A 22,956-nucleotide genomic window follows, 5' to 3' on the forward strand; every position below is an offset into this window, starting at 1 on the left:
TTTACATCATTTGATTGTGTTTATCGTATTTATTTAATTGTCCCACCATGTAGCATAAAAAACATTCCGAGGTTGCTCCCGATTTCAGATTATTTCATAGGCCTATTGAAACTGTTTGAATCTTGAACACTTCGCTTCTATTTCCAACGATGTATTAAAGGATTCTCCTTATGGTCAGTAAAGTTTCAAGACGACATACACTTAAGCTTCTTGCCTCAGGTATGGTAGCTGGCGGTGTAGCGGCATGTAAAAGCACTGCGATCGCCGCAGTAGAAGAGCCGTCTACGGCAGCACCCGCCACCCTTCTGAATAAGACCCAAAAAGACCCATGGCAAAACACGCATGACCGCGTTTGGGTTGGCAATAAGTATTGGGCAAACCCAATGGAAGATTGGGAAGTGAAAGATGGCGGTGTTGAAGTCAACAGCTTGGGCGGTAACCGCAGCGTTCATTCTCTTACCCATCAACTGACTAATCCAGATAAGGGCTTCAATGTTTCGGTTGTGGTTCGTCGAGTAGAAAAAACCGATAATGATGGTGGTGGCGGCCTTCGCCTTGGGGCAAAAAGTGATATCAATGAGTACCGCAGCAACTGTTTTGTTCAACGTGGCTACGATCTAGGTATCATTCAGCAAAGACTCGTGCTTGGTCGTGGTGTGAAAAACATCAGTGAAAACATTGATAACAAAGACGTATTGCTTAACCTCAAGGGGACACAGGTTGCGGGCGCGATGACGCTTGAGTTGACAGCGACCCTTCAAGAAACAGGCAAAGAGATTGCTAAACTGACTGAAATCGTACCTAACGACCGCCTAATTGGTAACGTGGGCGTCGTGAGTAACTTCAGAATTGGCTCGACTTGGGGTCCGGCTAAATCTAGCGAGCAAGAAGGCTGTCGCTACCGCTTCAGCGAGTTTGCCCTAAGCGGTGAAGGTTTCTCAGAGAAAGAAGAGCAGCGCTTTGGTCCGATTCTATGGTCAATGTACACCTTGAGTGACTCTCGCAGCTCTGATGGTCATGTCATGAACCTCAGTGTATTGACTGCCCCTATGGGCGATAAAGCCAACCAGTTTGTTGAACTGCAGTTTAAAGATGGCGCGGATTGGAAGTCCTATGCTAAGGCGCAACTTGACCCTCATGGCTGGGTCGCCAACTTTAGCGTGCCTAACTGGGATAACGAGGTAGAGCGTGAGTTCCGAGCGGTTTACTTCGAAAAACACAAAGATGGTACAGAAACGCCTGATGTTTGGACTGGTATTGTGCGTGCAGAGCCAAAAGGCAAGCAGCTCAAAATGGCTGCGTTCACCTGTCAGAATGACTACGCTTACCCTTATGAGCCTCTAGTGAAAAACGTTGTGGCAACCGACCCTGATGTCTTGTTCTTCTCTGGTGACCAACTGTATGAGAGCCATGGTGGTTACGGTGTGGTTCGTGCACCTGAAGACAAAGCTATTCTATGTTACCTGCGTAAATACTATCAATTTGGCTGGGCATTTAGAGAGTCGATGCGCGATCGCCCGACCATCTGTATCCCTGATGATCATGACATCCTGCAAGGTAACTTCTGGGGTGAAGGCGGCTTGCTGATGGAAGAAGAAGCGGCTAAGAAAGACCCTAGCGCGTCAATCACTCCTGGGTATATTCAAACACCGCTGTTGGTTAATACGGTGCATAAGACGCACGCGTCACATCACCCAGCGCCATACAACGCGTATCCAGATGAGTCCTCAAATGGTATCTCAGCCTACTTTGGTGACCTGGTTTACGGTGGTGTTAGCTTTGCCATTCTTTCTGACCGACAGTTCAAGAGTGGTCCAAATCGCGTCGGTGCGGTTCACGGTGGTACTGGTCATAACGAGCACCCACTGTATATCAACAAAGAGCTTGACCAACCAGGCTTGGAGCTTCTGGGTCCAACGCAGGAGGCCTTCTTGGAGAAATGGAGTAAGGACTGGGATAACCACGCACTTAAAGCAGTACTAAGCCAAACCATTATGGCTAACATCAACACCCACAATGGTAAAATTGACCGCTACATGAAGTACGACTTCGATGGTAACGGCTGGCCAATTCAACCGAAGAACAAGGCGGTGGGTATCATGCGTGACTGTATGGCACTACAAATTGCCGGTGATACTCACCTAGCCACTCTGTCACAATACGGCGTTGAAAAGCAGCGTGACAGTAACTGGTGTTTCGCGGTACCGGCTATCGCCGCGGGTTGGCAGCGTTTCTGGTTCCCAGAGCAAATGGGCATTCCTCTTGAGAATATTCCCAAGCACGGTTTGCCACACACAGGTGAGTGTCTAGATTCGTTCGGTTCATTTAACTACGTGTACGCTTGTGCCAACCCAGATAAACCAAAAGGACGCAACCGCTACGTTCGCGCTCAGCAAAAAGGCAGTGGTTTTGGTGTGATTAACTTTGACACCCAAGCGCTGACTTACACTGTCACTGCGTATAAATTCTTAGCGGATGTAACCGACCCAACAGCTGACAACATTTATGACGGCTGGCCGGTAACCATTGCACAAAAAGAAAACCGTGGTGAAAACATCATCGGCTAAACGGCACTAGCTAACCGATGATTCACATTAAAAGCCAGTAGATGACATCTACTGGCTTTTTTACGGTCAACACAAAATATCCGCTTATTGCAGATAGTCTAGTTGACGCAAATGCTCCATAGCGTGCTCATTTCGCTGCGCCTCAGTTGTCTGCTCATACATTGGCAATGACTGGATCCTTGATGTACAACCTGTCGCCAACACTGATAATAATGCGATGGTCATTAGCTTCTTCACTGCGATCTATCCTCTAATTTTCACTCGATATAAAATCTTTGTGACCAGTTTTTGAACGCGCAGAAGGCTACATCAACCCCCCATGGTGGTTATTGATATAAATCATAATAAAATTTGTGATGCCGGTTTTCCTTGAGCACAGCACTGGATGAAAAATAGGAACCTACAGCTTTAGCTCTTGAAGCCTTAACTTCGTGTAATGCTCGAGCGATTGCAGTGGCAGTGCTAATGAACGGTTTCGTGTGGTTTTTTGACTGGCTCTCGGTGGACTTCCGATAGCGCATAAGACGACTGGATTAGGCTCAGGCACTGGCTCGTGCATAGCTCCTTGAGAGTGGCGTAAAGCTGACAAAGCTGCTCGTTCGTCGGTTGGCCTCCCGAGATCTCAAGCTCTAAAAGTGCTGTCTCTGCCTTCAATACGGCGAGTTTGAGGCGGGCTTGATCATCGGCTAGCTCTGAGGGGTTAAAAGATAGGGCAAGTTCAACTATAGCCTTGAGGGATGAAGAATCTTCGCTATCTGGATAAGCGGCGTTGGCTTGCAAAAGTGCGTCGGTAAAAAGCTTTTTCATCATCGCCTCCTCTCGTTTGAATTTACTTTATCTCAGGGTCATTACTAACTTTAGCTAATAGTACTAACTAAAGCTGATAATATCGGTTCTTGCACAATGGTAAACAGTAATATGCGACTCACCTATCACATATTTTCTTATGATAATCATTATAAAAATTGGTGGGCCACTGCATGTTTTAGCTATGCTGTAAACAGGATACCAAGCTCAGCATCAAAAATAATAAGTAATTCCATCACCATTATTATCACTAGATATATTATTTATGGGTACCTAATGACACGCTCACCAAAATTTCTAGCAAGGTGTAAAAATAAAACGCTAAGTGTAATCACTAGGCACAAACATCATAACGATGAACTGAAAGCGAAAAGATCTCGATAAATATTAAACTACCAAACCGGAACTTTACCGCTTTCAGTGGTTAATTGCATGACTTCACCTTTACTCAGGAACCACTCTCGCAGTCCTTCCATCAATATTTACCCGGACCCTCTGACCCACGGAGAAGATCATGTTCGGGTTGGCTTCTTGGACAATAGCAATCACCTCTCCGGTATCATCCATTTTGATCGTCAGGTTAACACCATTTTTGCGACTGATGGCTTGTGATGCCTTATTACCGGCAGCAGCTCCGATAACACCGCCACCGACTGCTGCAATATCAGAGCCTTTCCCGCCCCCGATGCTAGAGCCTAAAATCCCCCCAATCGCTGCACCGGCAACGGTGCCGATAACATTACTATCGCCATCAATCGTTACAGGCTCTGTTTGCTGAATAACGCCTGTTCTCACCTGCTGAATGGTTCTCGTTGAAGACGTATTGTATGCATCACCATATGGGTTGCTCGCGCAACTCGCAAGGACTAAGGCGCCGAAGAAAACAAGCAAAAAATGTAGTACTTTCATATTCCCCCCAGAAATTCCACTTTGAGAATTCAACCACAGGGTTAAGTATAGTAGCAAACATCAACTCTTGACTTACTCTTAGCATTTATATGCATATTGACGACTGAGATATTACGTTCGCAAACTGAGAATACTGATAGGATTCTATACTTTCAGATTACAAACCCCCTTGAGCAAATAACAGCTTTGCAATTAAAACCATCAGCTACCCTCTTCATATCAACTCGAATCAACATTCAATTGAATTACAACCAAAAATAAAGTAAAAACATATCACATTTAACAAGCAAAAATAAAACGAGTTTTTTGTCAGCGTATTTCAGCAAGGAAATCGGTGCTAATAATAGCACCGATTTATATCCCCAGTTGTAAACCAAATACACCGACAAGTAAACGGAGTAATTTACCGCCGTTAACGCTGCGTCAGCTTATAGCGTTTCTCGTACATGGTTTGATTAAAGGCTCTGGCATGTTCCACCAGCGCTTCATACGGTGTATCCGTCACGGTAACAAAGCCGACGTTGTAGTTCTCACCGTCCCAAGCTCGACCTGTCGCTGGCGAATCGGTGTATTGGAACCAGTGCGCGCCAACAAAGTATGGGTTCTCAAGGATTGAGTCCATGTACTGAGTGAACATCTCACCCCGCTCTTGCTGGTTAGCTGTGGTCACAATACCGCCGTGGAACAGGCCAGTATCTGTCGAACCAAAGTGGAATTCACCAATCATCGAAGGCTTGTCGAGCTCTGGCAAACGGCTCCAGTCCCCTTTCGAGTTGAGGTCATTTGCGTAGAGATTGTAGCTCATGATGTCGACATGCGGTGCTGCCCCTTTGGCCACTTCCGGTGTTACGCCCCAAGTGGCAAAGCGCGCGCCCATGTACATGTGGTTAGGCAGTACTCGCTTCACCTCTTGCTCTACCACGGCAAAGTACTGCGCTGAAATCAGTTCAAGCATTTCAGCGTAATCTTCACGCATGGCTGGGTTTAAGCGACCACGATACTCGTACTCCTTAGCAAAACTTGCCCAATCTGCGACGTCAACGCCCCACTTCTGATTAAGCTTCGCAACCGTACCATAACGCTGCTTGAGGTGGCTAACCAAAGCCTCTTTGGCTGGGCTGTCTGCGCTATCATAACTCAGCGCATTGACCACAATACCATATCGGTTGGCTTCATTAGCGGTGTTACCCCAGCTCATCTCGTTGTCAATAAACACACCAATCAGCCATGGGTCGTCCACATCAACCTCGGTTGCGATCTTATCCACGGTATTTTTTGCCGCTTGGACGAAATCAGGGTCGAACGGATCTGGAATTGGTCCCCAATAATCATTACCTGAGCTGATGCCTTTGAACTCACCACCAAACATCGTCCAGCCATTGGCCACATAAGGCACGCGCTCGTTGCCATAAAACGATGGGTCAGCCCAGTTTCCGAGCGAGGTAAAGCCCCAATCGAGCATGCGATCGAGCGAGACATCTTGCCAGATTTCCAGTGCTTCTTGCGGAGTGTCTACGTCATATTTACGCATCAAGTTAGCAAGGTAGAAGCTAAACACCTCGCCTTTCTCAACCGCACCTTTATGTACAAAGGGCACGTAATCATAGGCTTGTGCAAGCTTTGAGTCGTCTTCCGGCAGCCAACTGAACATCGAGCGACGCAGCTCTGACTTCACCTCTCCCCCAGCGCGCGCATCAGGATCGGTAAAATCAACCCCAGTTATGGTCATCGTATCTGTCGTACGCAGATTGTCGATACCAGTCATAAAGTACAGATAGCCATCTGGGTCAATCATATTCCACTGACCGTTGGTTTTCTCGACACGGAAGAAGCCCGTGGCTTCAAACTGTGGTCCATCAGACCAACCACCATAAGCACTGCGGCCCGGGTTATTGGCAACGGTGCCGCGACGGGCAAAATCGTCCATCCCTTGACGTCGCAACTCCTCCTGACTGTTGACCTTTTCAGACCAGTCAGAGCCGGTAAACTGACCAAACTCATCGATAATGTCCTTGAAACGAGTCGTATCTGAGACCAGATCGGGAACCAAACGCAGACCATTGACCAGCAGCTTGTAGTCTTTATTGGGCGACATCAAGAACAGCTGCACGGTATGAATATTATCAAGCTTGGTTAGGTCTTGCTCTCCCCATGAATAGGTGATGGCTTGCCCGTTATAGTTCGCTCTTGGTGGCTCGCCACGCATCCCTGTTACTGCATCCTGACTTGGCTTAGAAAGGGCCATGTAATACGTCGAGTCTGAGTTGGGTGCGATTGCCATCGAGCCAACCATACTATCCACAACACCATCAGCGCTGCCACCTAGAGTGGTGTGCTCGGCTTGATCGATTCGTACGTAGACCTGCACAGGATCATCGGTTGGGTTTTCGATGTCTAGCGCTAAGTTAAATGACTCAACATCACTCCAGTTCCAAGGAGTCGCAGGTCTAAAGGCCACCGAAGGGTATTCGGACTGCTGACTAAACATTACCTCTAGCGTTTGGTCTTGGTTGGTCCCCTTGACTAACTTGGTTTGAGTGCCTGGGTTGAGCTTGGAGCTGACAATATCGAGGTTACCGTTTTCAAATTGACTCAAGCTCTTGATAGTTGGGATCGGCCCAACATCAAAAGTTTGTGCTTGCTGAGCAATAAAGTCGCCAGTCGCATCAACCAGTTCAAAGTTACTTAATATAGCGGTTTGCGCATCAGCTGGGCCTTGAACATAAACCTGGAGTTCACTCAAGTTAGTCAGGTCCAGCTTCTCACCACCGAAATAGCCCGGCATTTTTCGCTTCGAGCCATTAAAGATCAGCTCGACACTGCGGTCTTCACCCGGCTGCAGCTGTACTGCATAGTTAACAGCATTGTCGGCTGATCCCACCATCCCGACTCTATCTGATAATTTAAGCACTAGGCTCAGTGGCTGCTCTTGTGAGGGGTTTTTGACATCCACCACCAAACTGCCCTTGTCGTTCCAGTTCCACTGTCCATCTTGCGGTGCAAATCGAATATGCGGCCAATAGGTGTACTTGTCGGCATCTGATACCGCATCAAACTTCACCTCTAGCTGTGAGGCACCACCGACCTTAATCGCTTTCGCTTTAGCGTGTCCTGTCTTATGGTTAGCAAACAGGTTCTCCTCAACCTGTTTGACTTGAGATGAACCCGATGATTGCGTCGAAGCGCCATTAGGTTCATTAGAGCACCCAAACAACGCCATTGAACTCGCTGCAATGGCTAGGGTCACTACATTTAATTTCATCCCTATCTCCTTTAAAAGCCTTACGCGTCATAGCTCCAGTACACAACGCGTTTTTGCAGGTAGTTCTCAATGCCATGAATACCATCCTCACCACCTATGCCACTGCGCTTATGTCCTGAGTGATAGCCTTGCACATTGCCCGTGATCATACGGTTAACAAACACCGTGCCGACCTCAAGCTCATTGATGGTCTTCATGATCTTATTGATATCGCTGGTGTAAATGTAAGACGACAGGCCTTCCTCACGGTTGTTACCAATTTCAATCGCTTCTTCGAGGCTAGACACTTTGATGATTGGCATTACAGGGGCAAACAGCTCTTCCGCTGCAATCGGCATGTCTGCCGTGACATTAGTCAGAACGGTCGGTGCAAACCAGTGCCCTTTGGTAAATTGCTCGCCCTCAGGGCGTCCACCACCAATCTCAACCTTGGCACCTTGCGCCACCGAAAGCTCAACCATAGTCGCAACGCGATCTAGGCCGGCCTGAGTAACACTCGGGCCCATATCAACATCGGTCATCGGATCGCCAACGCGAATTTGCTTCACTCGCTCTAGCACCTTAGCGGTGAACTCTTCGGCAACCGACTCATGAACCAGCACCAATTCATTACAGATACATACCTGTCCACAGTTGGCATAGCGAGAAATCACCGCCGCCTCAGCGGCCTTGTCGATATCGGCATCTTCCATGACGATAAACGCCGCTTTACCACCGAGCTCTAAGACTAGGCCAGACACGTTGTCAGACGATGCTTTGTAAATGGCCTGTCCCGCGCGCGTACTTCCGGTTAGCGACACTAGACGCGTTAAGGGGTGAGTGACTAGCCAAGAGCTGACATCAATGCCCGCGCCACTGACCAAGTTAATCACACCCGCAGGGATACCCGCTTCTTCGACACACTTACAGAACTCCGACGCAGTCACTGGCGTTGCCTCATGTGCTTTCAAAATCATGGTGTTACCAGTAACCAAGGCCGGGCCAATCTTACGACCAATCAAAGCAAGCGGATAGTTATAAGCACATAGGCCCAGTGTCACCCCGTAAGGCACGCGGTTGATATAGATCTGCTCGTTGGCGGCATCAGAAGGTGCGATTTCACCATGAATACGACGCGCAGCCTCAGCGGAATACGTCATATAGTTCAAAGTATCATCGAATTCACCGTAGGCTTCAGGTAAGGTTTTGCCCTGCTCTTTGACCAACAGGTGAGCAAAGTGATCGCGCTTGGGCTTCATTACCTCAATCAGCTTAAGCAGGTAACGACCGCGCTCAATCGCTGGTAGCATCTGCCAGGCGCGCTGCGCCTGCTGCGCACTCTGCATCGCTTGCTCAACATCCTCTTGAGTACAATCTGGGATGGTTGCCCAAACCGTCTCGTTCGCCGGATCAATCACATCAAAGGTTTTGCCGTTTGAGGCATTTACCCATTCACCATGGATAAAACAAGGGTAGTGTTTCACGTTATTAGTCATATTGATTACCGTTTCTTATTTCCCTAAAAATACTGGTTCACGCTTTTCAACAAAGGCTTTAAAGCCTTCATCGGCGTCATGGGTGTCATAGAGCTCATCTGCAAGCGATTTTTCAAGCTCAAGACCTTTCTCAAGCGATAGCGCCACCCCACCCTGTATCGCGCGCTTAGTCGCTGCGACGGCTAAGGCAGGGCCTGCTGAAATGGCTTTGGCATAGGCGACCACCTCATCAGACAGTTGCTCTGGCTGATAGAGTCGATTGACCAATCCCCATTGTTCAGCCTGCTCTGGAGTGAAGCTCTCCCCGGTGGCTAATAGTTCCAGCGCGCGTGTTGCACCAACTAATCGCAGCAAGCGTTGAGTTCCACCATTACCTGGGATCAGGCCAAGCTTGATCTCTGGTAAACCGAAATAGTATTTACCCGATGCTGCAAAGCGCACATCACAGCTCATTGCAATCTCAAGTCCGCCGCCCAGGGTATGTCCCTCGATTTGCGCGATATAAATCTTATTACTTGCCTCTATCGTCGCCATATTGCGACGCGCTTGGTCAACCATGCGCTGATTATCTTCGGTTGAGTTGGCCTGAAACGCCTTGATATCTGCACCGGCGCAAAAGAAGCGCTCGAGTGCGCTGCGAATCACCACCGCATTAACCTGCGAGTCTTGCTCCGCTTGCTCGAGTGCTTGTGCAAACTGAGTGACAAACTCGAGATCATAAGCATTGGCTTTGGCGCGATTCAGGGTGATCACACCAACACGATTATCGTGACAATAAGTCACCCAAGGTTGTTGACTCATATTACCTCCTCTATTTTTGTTGAAAATTCAGCGCGAATTGTCTGATTATCTTGACCTAAACTTGGTGCGCCTTTTGGACTGGTAAAGACATGACCATCAATGCGAATTGGACAGCGGGTGGTCTGGTAACTCTGGCCATCGCTCAGCTCGACCGTCTGCAGCATGTTAAGGATCTTGAACCCATCGTGGGCCAGCATTTGCTGCCAATCGAGCACCTCAGCACACCAAATATCAGCTGGCTCTAGAATGGCTAACCAATGCGCTGTGCTTTCAGTTAGCAGAAACTCACGAATAATCGTTTTAATCTCATCACGGCGTGGATACCATTCGCTAGGGTCAGGAAATGCTAGCAGCTCTTGAGACTCAAGGAGGTGACCCAATTTGGTTATTGAGCCCATCGCCAGCACCATGTAGCCGTCTTGAGTTTGATAGAGACCATAAGGCGCCGCCACTAACGGGTGCGCACCATTCACCTCACCGCGAACCACGGGCTGGTCATCTTGGTAGTACAAGGTCAGTGGCTCGAGCTGAAAATCTAAGATGGCCTCAAGCATGCTCACTTCGACTAGCGTGCTCTCACCGGACACCAGTGCTGCCAAAATACCTTGCACCAACTGACCGCCAGCGAGCATATCGGCAATCGCTAGTCCCATTGGCACTGGGCCGTCTTGGTCGCTGCCGGTTTGCCAGGCTAATCCTGATAAGGCTTGCAGCAGCAGATCTTGCCCTGGCTTGTCACGCCATGGTCCCTGCGTCCCGTAGCCTGAGATCGCCCCATAAATCACGTCAGGATTAAGGGTTTTGACTTGCTGATAATCCAGGCCTAAGCGTGTCATCACGCCAGGTCTAAAGTTGTGCAGCACCACATCCGCCTGTTTGACAAGCTCTTTGGCCAACTGCTGGTCATCAGGAGAACTTTTCAGGTCTAGCTCGACACTCTCTTTGTTGCGATTGATCGCCTGGTAAAACGATGACTCTCCGCAAAGGCGGTAAGACTCTCCGTAAAGATGGCGCGATAAGTCCCCCTTGCCAGCTTGCTCTACCTTTATCACGCGAGCACCTAGGTCTGCCAAACGCATTGACGCGCTAGGACCAGACAAGAGTTGGGTGAAATCGAGAACGGTAATGCCCTCTAACGGTAAATTCATAACCCAAACTCCTCGATAATTGATAGGTTATCTTGACCAAGGCGCGGAGCCGGCTTGTCAGATTTAATCACCTGGCCATTGATGCGAATTGGGCAGCGCGTGGTGCGGATTTGTGTCTGCTCATTTCGAGCCAACACTAATTCCATATCCAACGCTTGGTAAGCCTCGCTGGCCATCAAGCGTGGGTAGTCATAAACATCTGAGCACCAGAAACCAATATCTTGAAGGCGTGTTAACCAATAGCTTGAAGACTGTGCTTTGAGCACTTTGGCAATGATCGCTTTCGCCTCGTCACGCTCGGTGAAATACCTTTCACCTTGACAGTAAGGCTCAAGCTCTACGCTATTTAACACCGTGTTAAGCTGTGAAAGGTCACCCATTGCTAGCGCAATGTTGCCATCTTTGGTTTGGTAAATCCCATACGGGGCACCTAAATACGCATGAGCGTTGGATTCTTTACTGCGCACCGGGGCGAAATCGGCATTATTCAGGTAAGCAGTGAGTCCCTCGAATTGGAAATCCACTACCGATTCCATCAAGCTGACATCAACCTTGGCCCCCTCACCGGTGCGACGTCTGCGCACCAAGGCAGCAAGGACGCCCTGGACAAGGTGCGTCCCACACAGAATATCCGCTACCGCAGCGCCAAATGGGATCGGCAGTTGCTCTTGATCGCCGCTTAACCATGTCAAACCTGACATGGCCTGAGCAAGCAAATCTTGATCAGGCTTAGTGCGCCATGGCCCTTCTTCACCATAACCACTGACTTGGGCATAAACCAATGTTGGGTTGAGCTGTTTGATGGTGTCGAAGTCAAGCCCTAAACACTGCATTTTCCCAGGACGAAAGTTATGGGTGATCACATCCACTTTGCCGATCAGCTTCCTGATAAGCTCAATGTCGTCAGGATTATTCAAATCGGCGGCAAACGACGATTTATTGCGGTTAACAGTATGAAACAACGCACTATCGCCATTCGCCCACATGCCCTTGGTCGCTAGTTGGCGACACGCATCGCCATATTTCGGCTGCTCGATTTTAATCACCCGAGCACCGAGATCTGCAAGGCGAAGACCTGCGTAGGGTCCAGACATAGACTGGCTGAACTCTAATACCGTTATTCCTTCTAACGGTTTTTTCATAGTTTGACTTCCTCAGAAGTAATTGTGCTTTTAGCTTGCCGACACGGTAGCACCTGTACCACCTAGGGTCGTAATTAGGTGGCCGTTACCATTCAGGTCTACCGTGCCAGCAAATTTGAGGCTCTTACGCATATAACCATATTCGGACATGGCTATATTCGGCGTATTAGCGCAATTATTATCATTCCATATATAAATATCGGATTCACATATAAATTAAAACCCACTTTTTTCAAAATAGTCAAGATAAACAGAAAAGCACGATTCAAATTTGTGACCACACAGCTAATTACCTCGCTTTGATCCTAAATATGACGACACTTTTGTTACATAAGCGGGATTTCAACCGTGACTGACGACAAAGTGAGATCGCGATCAAAATAACCTCAACTAGTTAAATTTCCATTTGAATAACACATTCATATTTGAATATAGTATTTGTATCGACCTTATGGAGGATGTATGACACGTATTAACTTAGATTTAAGCGGTGATCGTTGGCAGATGGAGCGCATGCGCCCAGGCCAAGGCGTCATCGAGGGACTTCACCTTTTACCGGCGGAATACCAAGGAACGCACTTTAGTTGGAACTTTGCTAAGGTGCCGGGTGATGTCTACACCGACCTTTACCGAGCAAATGAAATTGACGACCCATATTTTGGTCGTAACATGCACCGCGCCAAGTGGGCGGCAGAATATGAATGGTGGTATAGCCGTCGCTTTGCGTTGCCTGATGAAATGCAGGGTAAAAAGATCCGCTTAGTCTTTGAAGGCGTGGATTACAGCTGTGAGGTATGGCTCAATGGTCATTACCTAGGCAAGCACGAAGGTATGTTCTCGGAGTTTGAGTTTGATATCACTGAGTGTGCAAGCTTCGCCGATTGGCGCGATGGCTCAAACATGCTGATGGTTAAACTTGATCCGCCGCCAAAGAACTACCGCAACTGCGGCGGTAAGAAAGTTAACTTCTCTGGTGACTACTTCTCTGGCCTAGTACCGTTTGGTATCTGGCGTCCTGTCCGCGTTGAAGCAACTGACAATGTACGCGTATCTGAGATCCGTACTGATGTGAAGGTTCAGGGCGATGACAAAGCCGTAGTCAATGCAAGCTACACCGTTGTCAACCACGAGAGCAGCGCTAAAGAAATCACTTTGGTTTCTCACCTACGCGGTAAAAACTGCGAAACCGGTGACTACTTCAGCGAAACCAAACTCACCGTTGCGCCAGGCGAGCATGAGGTAACAACACAGATTGATGTTGACGATGCCAAGCTGTGGTGGCCGTGGGATATGGGTGATCAAAACTTGTACTCACTCGATGTGTTCGTTAAGCAAGATGGCACTGAGCTAGACGTCGCCTCTGAAACCATCGGTCTGCGTGAAGTCACCATGGACTTCAACCCGGGCTATACCCGCGATGAAGCTGAGTTCCCTTGGACCTTCTTTATCAACGGCAAGCGCCACTTCCTGCGCTCAGCCTGTTGGGGTGGTCAGCCTTCGTTCCTTTACGGTCAGAACAGCCTGAAGAAGTACGAAAAACGCCTAGAAATGGTGCGCGAAGCGAATATCAACAACCTGCGTATCTTCGGCTGGCACCCGCCTGAGATCCCTGACTTCTATCGCCTGTGTGACGAGCTAGGTATCACAGTATGGACCAACTTCACGCTGGCAACTCAAGCCTACCCTGAAGATGAGACCTTCATCAATGGCGTACTGCACGAGTGTGTTGAGACGGTTAAGCAGCGTCGTAACCACCCATCGAACATCTTCTGGATGGGGGGTGAAGAGGTCTTCTTCTCCGGTGCACACGAAGAGAGCGGTAACAAGAAACTGATGGAGATCATCGGCGAATCGGTAGCTGAGCACACTGACGTTCCATACGGACTTGCTTCACCGCTAAGCTCTGAGTCAGCGCAAAACATGGGCTTTAAAGCGCATGAGTCAATCCATGCTAACGAGCACTACTACCAAGGTGGCGCTGAGTTTATGGAAGAATACTACCCAGCGCTCGACTGCTGTATTATTCCTGAGCTAACCGCGGCCTCGGCGCCTTCCATCGACAGCCTGAAGAAATTCATTCCTGAGAATGAGCTATGGCCAATGGGTCCAAGCTGGGCATACCACTGGGCGGATATCGATATTCTTAAGAACCTCAACTTTGAAGTCTTTAATGACTACAAGCTAGGTTCACTAGAGGAGTTTGTTGAAGCTACGCAGATCGCTCAAGGTACCGTGATTCAATTTGCGCTAGAAACCTATCGTCGCCGCAAGCCGAAGATGAGTGGTGTGGCACTGTGTCACTTTATTACCCATGTGCCAGACATCAAATGGGGTGTCGTGGACTTCTACGGTGAGAAGAAGATCAGCTTCGATTACCTAAAACGCACCTATCAGCCAGTGCTGCCAAGCCTTGAGTTTAGCAAGCGCCGCTGGGATGCTGGCTCGAAATTCAACGCAAACCTTTGGATTGTCAACGACTATCAGCATGCGCTTGAAGGCGTCACGCTTGAGTGGGAAGTGATCTACCAAGGCAAACCAACTGGTTGCAAAGGTGAGTTGACTCAAGATGTTGCTATCGACAGTGCGACGCAACTGGCTGGAATCGAGTGGCTAGTGCCAAGCGATGCCGAGAAAGAGTTCGAGGTGGTTCTAACACTGAAAGACCAACAAGGTGTCGAGATTGCTAACAACCACTACGTGCTGCTGATTGGCAACCAAGAGCAAGCCAAAGAGCAGAGCCTTAAGTTCCTTGCAGAGGCTCAAGAGCGTCTAGAGCGCCACGGTCACTGTATCTACCGCTACTGGCCGGAGATGTGGGACTACGAGTAATTTGTTCACTAATAAAGAGGCAGTAATGCCTCTTTTTTTTCATTAAGGATAAGAGTATGAATCAACATATCACCATGAGTTTGGATAACCACAGCAGTTACCTCACCAGCAAAGCCCTACCCGCATATACACCACTAGACTTCCCAGGTTGGCAAGGACTCGCTATTGAAGACAACAAGTTCTTTATATTTGTATTTGATATCGAAGCCAATGCCGCCGAGTTTCCCCTGCACAGCGATGAAAACACTTGGTTAGCGTATGTCATCGAGGGCCAAGGCACCCTATTCGCCGGCACCAAAGACAACCAGGAAAAGACCTCACAGATAGAATTTAAAGCAGGTGACGCCATCACTTTTGAAGCGAATACGCCACATGCTTGGCAGGTTGGGGACAAGGCTAGTAAGATTTTGTTCTGCCGCAATAATTAAAGGCAGAGGCGAGAATCGAGAGGCGAGAGGCGAGGAGATCGCTTGCGGAGACGACTTCGTTCCCAAACGCAAAGCAAGGGCGTTGTTGGATTAATGTAGCGATACAAACCCTAACAGGCATAAACACTTACAACGATCACCCCCTCGCCTCTCGCAGCGCAGCGATCTCGCTTCTCGCCTCTCCAAAGCCTAGACTTTGGTGCGGTTTTGATATTTCCCCAACACCTGCCGGCGGATCTGATAACGGCAGAGATGGTAGGCTTTATTCGCTAGGTCATATTGGTGACACAAGCCCCACTGCAAGCCGGGATCGGCTAAAGTCGCTTGGTCATCTGATGGTGGACGATAGATCCCGAGTGATTCTGGGGTTCCTTTGATATAGGACATAATGTCAAAGTTGATACCATCGGCTGCCCATTGGATGGTGTTCTTTTCGGGGCCTTCGCCGGTGATCAGTGAGGCGATACCGCGGTTGTGGAGCCATATGGCTAGCTCACTACCACTGTTGGAGATCGGGTTATACTCTGATTTTACATAAGGTCCAAAGATTTTATCGGCAATGGCAACACCGTGCTTGGTCTCGCGCCCACCCATGTTCATTTGCTCGCCCATAGTCTCGCCTTTGTAGTAAAGGTAAAACTTGTCGCGAAAGACCATCAGGCAGGGATCACAGACCTTGTGACTATCAAAACTGCCCTTGGACTTGACCAAAGAGCGCTTGTCCTCTTCACCAAGCCACTCGCTGACGCGCTGTGGGCTTAGGATAGGCTCAGATAATTTGGTCCACGGGCCAAATGGCGAATCTGACCACGCCAGGCCAATCTCTACAAATTGACCTTGGGTACAAGGGGTACTTGTAGTCTGATAAACCAGATAGAATCGATCTTCATAAACCAGCACTTCGGGCGCGGACACCGCTAGGTCATCATATTGACCGGGCTCACCAACCTCAATTGCTGCGCCTTGCTCACTCCACGTAATACCATCGTCAGAGATCGCATGCCACACAACAGCCTGTTGGTAAGGGAAAGCTTTGTCGTGCGGGCGAACCTTGAGTGGTTTGGGTTGCCGGTCCTCCTTGGTGTACCAACAATGATATTGCCCCTCGTGTTGAATAATCGCACTAGGGTCGCGGCGAAAAATGCCAGCCTGCTTAGCAAAATCACCTTTGAGTGGCAACACATCGAACTCGATAAGCCACTCGGGGCCTCTTTGGTCATAACCAAGTTCAATCGCTCGCAGAGTGGCTAAGCTGCGCTTGTTGTGTGAATAAATCATCCTTTCCTCGTCATAGTTAGCTCTGTTGGCTCGACTCCTACCCACAGAGCCAACAGTCTAGCTATTTAGAGTGTGCGTCTATACTGCCGGCTTCAACATTTGCATGTCAGCGCACGCCTGTTTGTCCAAATAATCGGCATTGTGCAAACGAAACGATGCCCAGTATCCGCGCCAGCGTGGATCGCTGGTTAATACATCAGCCATCTGGTCGATGGCAATCTGGCGAAGATTGTCGTATTCACTGTCGTAGAAATAGTTTATCTGCGTGTCTTGATTAATATCGTAAAGCTCTTGGTAGCCTGTTGAAGCATTGTAGCCATACAGCCATTGCTCCTGCCCAACATCTATCTTAATCCCGGCGCCCAGATTCATGCCGACATGCATGCCTAATTGAAAGACTTGCTGCAAAGGCTCTCGCTCGGCTCCAACGGCAACAGGGATGAGGTCGCACCCTTCCATATTGAGCGGCTTTTTGATGCCAGCAAAACCAAGTAGAGTTGGTGCGATATCCAGCGAAGAGCACGTTTGTTCAACGCACTTATCCACCAGCCCATAAGAGTTAGGTGCCTTAATATATAAAGGCACTGAGAATATATCCGGTTGAAAATAGACGCCTTTATCAGCTAAACCAAGTCGAGTGTTCATGTCTCCGTGGTCTGCAGAAAAAACTATCGCACACTCATCCCAAAGCCCGGCAGATTTCAGGTAATCAATCAAAATCCCCACGGCGCAATCGACGACTTCAACCTGTAATAAGTGCGCAGCAATATAATCCTTAGCCAGTTCATCGTCGTACATTCCCCAGTATCGCTGATACAAAGGATAGATAGTGCTCTCTGAAGGCTCTGCGTCATTGTTCCTATTGACGTAACTATAAGGCAGATTTATCGCGGCTTTAATCGCTTGATATCTTGCCTCGAAACCACTGGGTATCGAGTATGGTTGATGAGGATCGAAGAAATCCAGTTGGGCAAAGAATGGTTGGTCTGGTGCTTGACGCAATGCCGCCTTGATTTGACGAATGGTCAAGTCGGCTAAGAAGGTCGAATAATGGGCTTGTGTAGGAAAGTCTGAGCCATCGATTTGCTCAATCCAGCCACCAAACGAATTGGCTTTTGTTTGGCGATCGGCTTGCAGGCCGGTCAATTCACGCCGATACCTTGGCGGCAACACCCCCATTGAATCGAGATAGTCGATGTATCTATCATCATCCATCGTCGGTGGCCCCCAGCGATCCCAGGCGTGAACATTCTCGCCAAAGGTGCCGATAAACTTCTCGACCCCAACATGGCATTTACCAGCATGCTTAAGTGTATAACCCTCAGCCTTGAGATAATCCTGAAAAATCACATCATCACAACTCAAGTCGGTTTTACACCCTACCGGTGCGCGCTCGGAATTAGTCAAGTAAGGCGGATGCATTCCGGTGAACATTGCCGCACGTGCAGGACCACACAGAGGACTGGTGGTATACGCCTGAGTAAAGTTCACCCCTTGCTCAGCAATTAAGTCGATATTGGGCGTTCGTATCACTTTGGATAGATGTCGATCGTTTTTGTAGCAGTCAGGAGAAATCATATCGACAGTGATCAGAATCATATTGGGTTTACGATCTACCTGTGATACCTGATAACCGTGCTTTCGTTCTGTCCGGTTCAAAAACTTATGATCAACTGTTGAGCGCATACACTCTTAACTCCACATATATAATAGCATTTTACTAATAGATTATTAGCCATAATAAGCACAAAAACCGACAAACTAAATATAATTAACGAAATATCACATGTAAAAAACGAACCAAAATCTTTAGTCTGTTTATATACCAATCACTCTGTGATGGGCATCGATATTTCAATCTGAACCCCAGCTAAATTTATCACTAAGTGATACACTTTATGCACTTTAGATTCACGCTAGACTTGCTATGAAAAACTCTCCTATGATTCTCGGTGATACCGTGGGTATCACACCAATAAGGATTCGCTCATTTTGGGATGTGATTGGTGATGAAAGTTACCTAAACATCTGGCCTAGAGATAGAAAACTCCCTATGGCCGATAACACCTTGGTGATTATCTATACCGAAAAGGGTCAAGGTTTGATCGAGCTAAACTCGGGTGAAATCATTAAGATCCGTGGTAATAGTCTTCTTTTTTTAGAGCCAGCTTCCATTAAAGGATATTGGTGTGACGGATATATGTGGAAGCTCTTTTGGATAGAGGTTTACATAGAACAACAACTCAAAGATCTAGTAACGAAACAAAAAACCATTCAGTTTGAAAATAATCGTTACTTCAATCGCCAGTTCGAAGAACTACTGACTGTGTTTGCCAATGATGACATTTACTCTCGAAACTATGCGGCGGCTCTTTTTAATAAGATTTTCCATGAGTGGCTATTGATCAATAACTCTCAAAAGGGCTCAAAGAATCAAGAGTTGGTATCCTCAGTTATCGATGAAATGTATTATCACCTCTCGGAGAATTGGCATGTTAGCCAGATGGCAAAATATGCCGCTTGTAGTGAACAGCATCTAAGAAAGCAGTTTTTGATCTACACGAAAACCACACCGAAAGACTACTATAAAGCACTAAAACTGGATATCTCACTGGGTATGCTGAAAAGGGGCACAAAACCAGTTAACCAAGTCGCGTATGAATTAGGTTTTTCCGACGCTTACCATTTCAGTAACTCATTTCGTAAGTACTTTGGCTACAGTCCCTCAAAGGTGAAACCCGTTATGTTGTCTCGAAACGAGATATCCATCGAGCATCGACCTGCCTTGTCACCAGAGTAGAACGTCAGATGCCCAAGTCACCTCAATCTGTCATTGCAGCGAGGTTTACTTGGGTATCGTCCTAGATTGGGTCGTGGCAAGAATACTGACAAGATGGGCCGAAGCCATGCGGGTCCTGTTGTGGTGGTGTCTTCCAGATATCAATGTCACTCAGATCCCCTTCAGGACCAAAACCTGAGTCAATTGGATATATCTCTTTAGGCTCAGCCATTGTTTCTGCTAATTCCTCGAGCACGACTTCACTGCTGTCCTTTGCAGCACTGTGAGCACAAACCAAAGCGATGATCAGGGACATCATCGCTAACTTTATAACCTTAGCTAGCGTTATCAAAACACTTCCTCTTTCGTTCAAATCGGGCTGAGCACTGCTGACCAGCCCGATTCATACCTTTACTGACCAAAACGGTTGGTATATAGGCGCTGGTTAAAGTTACGTGCCGACTCTACCAACTCTTGATACGGCTCATCAGCGATCGAGACAAAGCCAACGTTAAAGTTTGCCCCATCCCAAGAGCGACCGGTTGCCGGAGAATCTAGGTATTGGAACCAGTGCGCACCGACCATATAAGGATCATCGACAATCGACTGCATGTAATGCGCATACATCTTGGCTCGCTCTGCCTGATCGGTCACGGTGATAATACCGCCATGGAACAACCCAGAGTCCGTTGCGCCAAAGTGGAACTCACCGATCATAGTTGGCAAGTCGAACTCCTCGAGTAATGGACGCCAGTGCGCTTTGGGTGAATTGAGATCATTGGAATACAAATTGTGGCTCATAACGTCAACATAAGGTGCGGCCCCGCGCAGGACTTCTTCTGTCACACCCCAAGGAGCAAAACGTGCGCCCAAGTACATGTGGTTAGGTAACACACGCTTGATCTCTTGACGCACAATTGAGAAATACTGCTCAGATAACATTACCTTCATCTCAGCGTAGTCGTGCTCCATACCTGCACTCAAAGTAGTTCGGTATTCGAACGACCGAGCAAAATCTTCCCAAGACGCTATCTGAGTCCCCCAGTGCTGGTTTAACTCATCCACGGTTGGGTATTTTGATTTAAGATGCTCGACAAAAGCCGCTTTAGCCGGGCTCTCACTGGCATCATAGCTCAATGCATTGATGATCAAACCGTAGTGATTGGCTTGATTATTCGGGTTACCCCAACTTGCCTCGTTATCAACAAACACGCCAAGTAGCCAAGGATCATTGACATCAACCTTGCTTGCCACGTCCTGCGCCATCTGCTTGGTGCTGACTATAAACTCCGGGTCAAATGGGTCATGAAGTGCTCCCCAGTAGTCATTCCCCGAACTGATACGAGCGTGGTCACCACGGATCCACCCATGCGCCTGATAAGCAACCTTCTCGGTGCCAATGAAGTCGTCACCAATCCAGTTACCCAAGGTGGTAAAGCCCCACTCGCGCATACGCTCTAGAGTCACCTCACGCCAAATATCCATCGCTTCGTCAGCGCTATCGGTTTGATACTTTCTCATCAGGTTAGAGATATAAAAGCTAAACGTCTCACCGTTTTTGATTGCGCCCTTATGAACTCCTCGCGCGTAACCATAGGCCTGAGCATAAGGGCTGTCATAATCTGGCAGCCAACTGAACATTGAATGACGTAAATCAGACGCGATAGTGCGTCCCTCGCGGGTTACATGATTGTCAAAATCAACCCCGGTAATGGTCCCCATATCAACATTGCGAATATTGGCTAAACCCGTGATAAAGAACAGATAACCTTCTGGGTCAACCAAAGCCCATTTTCCATCGACTTTCTCCGTTCTAAAGAAACCCGTCGCCTCAAGCTTTGGCCCATCGGCCCAGCCACCAAATTTGCTTCTATCATCAAACGAAGTCGATTTTTCCATGCTCGCTAGTGTTTCAGCGCCCTTGGCACGCAACTGCTCATCGCTATGGACTTTGCCGCGCCAATCATAGCCGGTAAATTGACCATACTGATCCACCATGCCCTTATATCGAGACAAGTTAGCATCGATATTCGGTATCAAGCGGATGTTGTTAACGATGATAGTGCGGTCTTTACTTGGGTTTTGCAGATACAACTTAACGGCATAAATACTACTGGTATCAAGCTCATCAAGCCCCCAGCCACGACTGATAGGCTGAGCATTGTAGGACAGTCTTGGTGGCTCACTACCAATCCCAGAGTCAACATGACCGGTCAGAATGCTCAGCGGCATATAGTAGGTGTTGGTACTCTCGGCTGGCAGCGTGATGTAGTTGGTCATACTGTCAATAAAGCCGTTGGCAGTCCCGCCCTTGTAGGCTTCTTCGGCTTGGTCAACGCGAATGTTGAGCTGTACTGGTTCAGTTAGAGGGTTTGCTATCTCTAGCGCAAGGTTAAAATCACCGACCTCAGACCAATCCCATGGCTGCGCTTCCCTGAAGGTGACACTTGGATACTCTTCATCTGCTGAGTAGCGGATCTCCAGACCATAGCCGTCACCTTGCTCCACGAGTTTTAGCTCGCTGCCGACAGGACGAACATTTTTGATCGGCCCTTGGTCAAAGCTCATCACATCGAGTAAGGTCTCAATGGGCTCTTTGGCAATCACCACCTGCTCGGTTGCCGAGACAAAATCTCCGGCTGCAGCGGTCAGTTCAAGGTTATCAATTAGAATCGTTTGCGCATCTTTTGGTCCCTGCACAATCACTGCAAACTCAGCCAATTGGCGCAGATCAAGCTTTTGTCCCCCCCAATAACCATTCAACTTACGTTGGCTACCATTAAACTGCAGGTCTACCTCGGTCGACTGACCGGCTGGCACAGTAACAGCGTAATTCAGTTGATTAGAACTTGCCCCCATTAACCCTGCTCTATCACTGAGTTTAATAACAACATCGGCTGGGCGCTCGAGTGGATTGGACAGTGTCAGTTTCAGGCTACCCCGATCATTCCAATTCCATGTCCCGTTCTCTGGCGTGACCTTGACATTTGGCCAGCGTCTCGCCTTGTCTTGCTCAGACACTGCCTCAAAGTCTACTTGATAGCTGCCACTGACTTTACTCAATGTTGCGTGGTTTACCGTTGCCCGTTCGAAAAAACCATCCAATTGCGCATCTTGGTTCGTGACCACACCGAGCTCACTGGTCACATCCGTGGTGGTATTCGCTAGTGCGAAGTTAATGCTACAAAACATAATAGAGGACAGTAAAACGGCAACCTGGGTTTTCCTAGGTTTCATATCGTCTACTCAAAGTTTTTATCTAAAATCTTGTCTAATCATTGACACAAATCACCATCGACTGCGTCAAAAAAATCGGTCAATCAGTCGCCTTTTTTGGCTATACAAATCGCTTGAAAAAATATACTTATCAATCCTTTAAATTGCAGTGATCTTGGTAGCAAATGAGGAGCGTTTTTTAGTTGTCAGCCAGATACTTTATGTATACTTTTTACATCCATCCGGTTATTTTGCATTTATTTTCAAACACTTAATAAAATGGAATTTTACATCCCTATATGATCTTGACCATAA

Annotated in this window: 16 protein-coding genes; 4 read left to right on the top strand and 12 right to left on the bottom strand. The window is 48.0% G+C overall.

The window, feature by feature from the left end:
• The first annotated feature begins 170 nt into the window (after positions 1-170).
• Positions 171-2,567: an alkaline phosphatase D family protein gene (locus tag ACSTTG_RS08990; protein WP_438474539.1), complete on the top strand. Its 2,397-nt coding sequence runs from the start codon at positions 171-173 to the stop codon at positions 2,565-2,567.
• 84 nt (positions 2,568-2,651) lie between these two features.
• Here the strand turns inward: ACSTTG_RS08990 and ACSTTG_RS08995 are convergent, their stop codons facing one another.
• The 8 genes from ACSTTG_RS08995 to ACSTTG_RS09030 form a co-directional block, all read right to left on the bottom strand.
• A complete protein-coding gene (locus tag ACSTTG_RS08995; RefSeq protein ID WP_438474540.1) occupies positions 2,652-2,804 on the bottom strand; it encodes a hypothetical protein in 153 nt (50 codons plus the stop codon).
• Positions 2,805-3,029: 225 nt separating this feature from the next.
• Complete coding sequence (locus tag ACSTTG_RS09000) at positions 3,030-3,374, bottom strand: hypothetical protein (protein WP_438474541.1); 345 nt, start codon at positions 3,372-3,374, stop codon at positions 3,030-3,032.
• A gap of 444 nt (positions 3,375-3,818) precedes the next feature.
• The gene (locus ACSTTG_RS09005) at positions 3,819-4,283 is read right to left on the bottom strand and encodes an outer membrane lipoprotein (protein WP_438458783.1); all 465 of its coding nucleotides are present in this window, start codon (positions 4,281-4,283) and stop codon (positions 3,819-3,821) included.
• Between the two features lie 412 nt (positions 4,284-4,695).
• A complete protein-coding gene (locus ACSTTG_RS09010) occupies positions 4,696-7,545 on the bottom strand; it encodes a beta-galactosidase (RefSeq protein WP_438474542.1) in 2,850 nt (949 codons plus the stop codon).
• Positions 7,546-7,565: 20 nt separating this feature from the next.
• Positions 7,566-9,020: an aldehyde dehydrogenase gene (aldA, locus tag ACSTTG_RS09015; protein WP_438458781.1), complete on the bottom strand. Its 1,455-nt coding sequence runs from the start codon at positions 9,018-9,020 to the stop codon at positions 7,566-7,568.
• Positions 9,021-9,035: 15 nt separating this feature from the next.
• Positions 9,036-9,821, bottom strand: coding sequence for an enoyl-CoA hydratase/isomerase family protein (locus tag ACSTTG_RS09020; RefSeq protein ID WP_438474543.1), 786 nt, complete (start codon positions 9,819-9,821; stop codon positions 9,036-9,038).
• Positions 9,818-10,969 carry a CaiB/BaiF CoA transferase family protein gene (locus tag ACSTTG_RS09025; protein WP_438474544.1) on the bottom strand — a complete coding sequence of 384 codons (1,152 nt, stop codon included), beginning with the start codon at positions 10,967-10,969 and terminating at the stop codon, positions 9,818-9,820. The genes ACSTTG_RS09020 and ACSTTG_RS09025 overlap by 4 nt, the downstream gene beginning before the upstream one ends.
• A complete protein-coding gene (locus ACSTTG_RS09030; protein WP_438474545.1) occupies positions 10,966-12,111 on the bottom strand; it encodes a CaiB/BaiF CoA transferase family protein in 1,146 nt (381 codons plus the stop codon). The genes ACSTTG_RS09025 and ACSTTG_RS09030 overlap by 4 nt, the downstream gene beginning before the upstream one ends.
• A gap of 462 nt (positions 12,112-12,573) precedes the next feature.
• On the opposite strand from ACSTTG_RS09030, the gene ACSTTG_RS09035 reads away from it, so the two are divergent.
• Both ACSTTG_RS09035 and ACSTTG_RS09040 read left to right on the top strand, forming a co-directional pair.
• A complete protein-coding gene (locus ACSTTG_RS09035; protein WP_438474546.1) occupies positions 12,574-14,940 on the top strand; it encodes a glycoside hydrolase family 2 protein in 2,367 nt (788 codons plus the stop codon).
• A gap of 56 nt (positions 14,941-14,996) precedes the next feature.
• Positions 14,997-15,368, top strand: a complete 372-nt coding sequence (locus ACSTTG_RS09040; protein ID WP_438474547.1) for a cupin domain-containing protein — start codon at positions 14,997-14,999, stop codon at positions 15,366-15,368.
• A 189-nt stretch (positions 15,369-15,557) separates the two neighbouring features.
• Here the strand turns inward: ACSTTG_RS09040 and ACSTTG_RS09045 are convergent, their stop codons facing one another.
• Together ACSTTG_RS09045 and ACSTTG_RS09050 are read right to left on the bottom strand one after the other, a co-directional pair.
• Positions 15,558-16,646, bottom strand: coding sequence for a glycoside hydrolase family 117 protein (locus ACSTTG_RS09045; protein ID WP_438474548.1), 1,089 nt, complete (start codon positions 16,644-16,646; stop codon positions 15,558-15,560).
• A 78-nt stretch (positions 16,647-16,724) separates the two neighbouring features.
• Positions 16,725-18,332 (bottom strand): sulfatase-like hydrolase/transferase, encoded by a 1,608-nt coding sequence (locus ACSTTG_RS09050; RefSeq protein WP_438474550.1) that lies wholly within the window; start codon positions 18,330-18,332, stop codon positions 16,725-16,727.
• A 241-nt stretch (positions 18,333-18,573) separates the two neighbouring features.
• Here ACSTTG_RS09050 and ACSTTG_RS09055 point away from each other — a divergent pair, with 241 nt between their 5' ends.
• Positions 18,574-19,446: an AraC family transcriptional regulator gene (locus ACSTTG_RS09055; protein ID WP_438458773.1), complete on the top strand. Its 873-nt coding sequence runs from the start codon at positions 18,574-18,576 to the stop codon at positions 19,444-19,446.
• 61 nt (positions 19,447-19,507) lie between these two features.
• On the opposite strand, the gene ACSTTG_RS09060 is transcribed toward ACSTTG_RS09055, so the two are convergent.
• Positions 19,508-19,777, bottom strand: coding sequence for a hypothetical protein (locus ACSTTG_RS09060; RefSeq protein WP_438474551.1), 270 nt, complete (start codon positions 19,775-19,777; stop codon positions 19,508-19,510).
• Between the two features lie 59 nt (positions 19,778-19,836).
• Positions 19,837-22,662 carry a beta-galactosidase gene (locus tag ACSTTG_RS09065; protein ID WP_438474552.1) on the bottom strand — a complete coding sequence of 942 codons (2,826 nt, stop codon included), beginning with the start codon at positions 22,660-22,662 and terminating at the stop codon, positions 19,837-19,839.
• Positions 22,663-22,956 lie beyond the last annotated feature (294 nt).

The sequence above is a fragment of the Vibrio glycogenivorans genome (genome assembly GCF_051660965.1).
GTDB lineage: Bacteria > Pseudomonadota > Gammaproteobacteria > Enterobacterales > Vibrionaceae > Vibrio.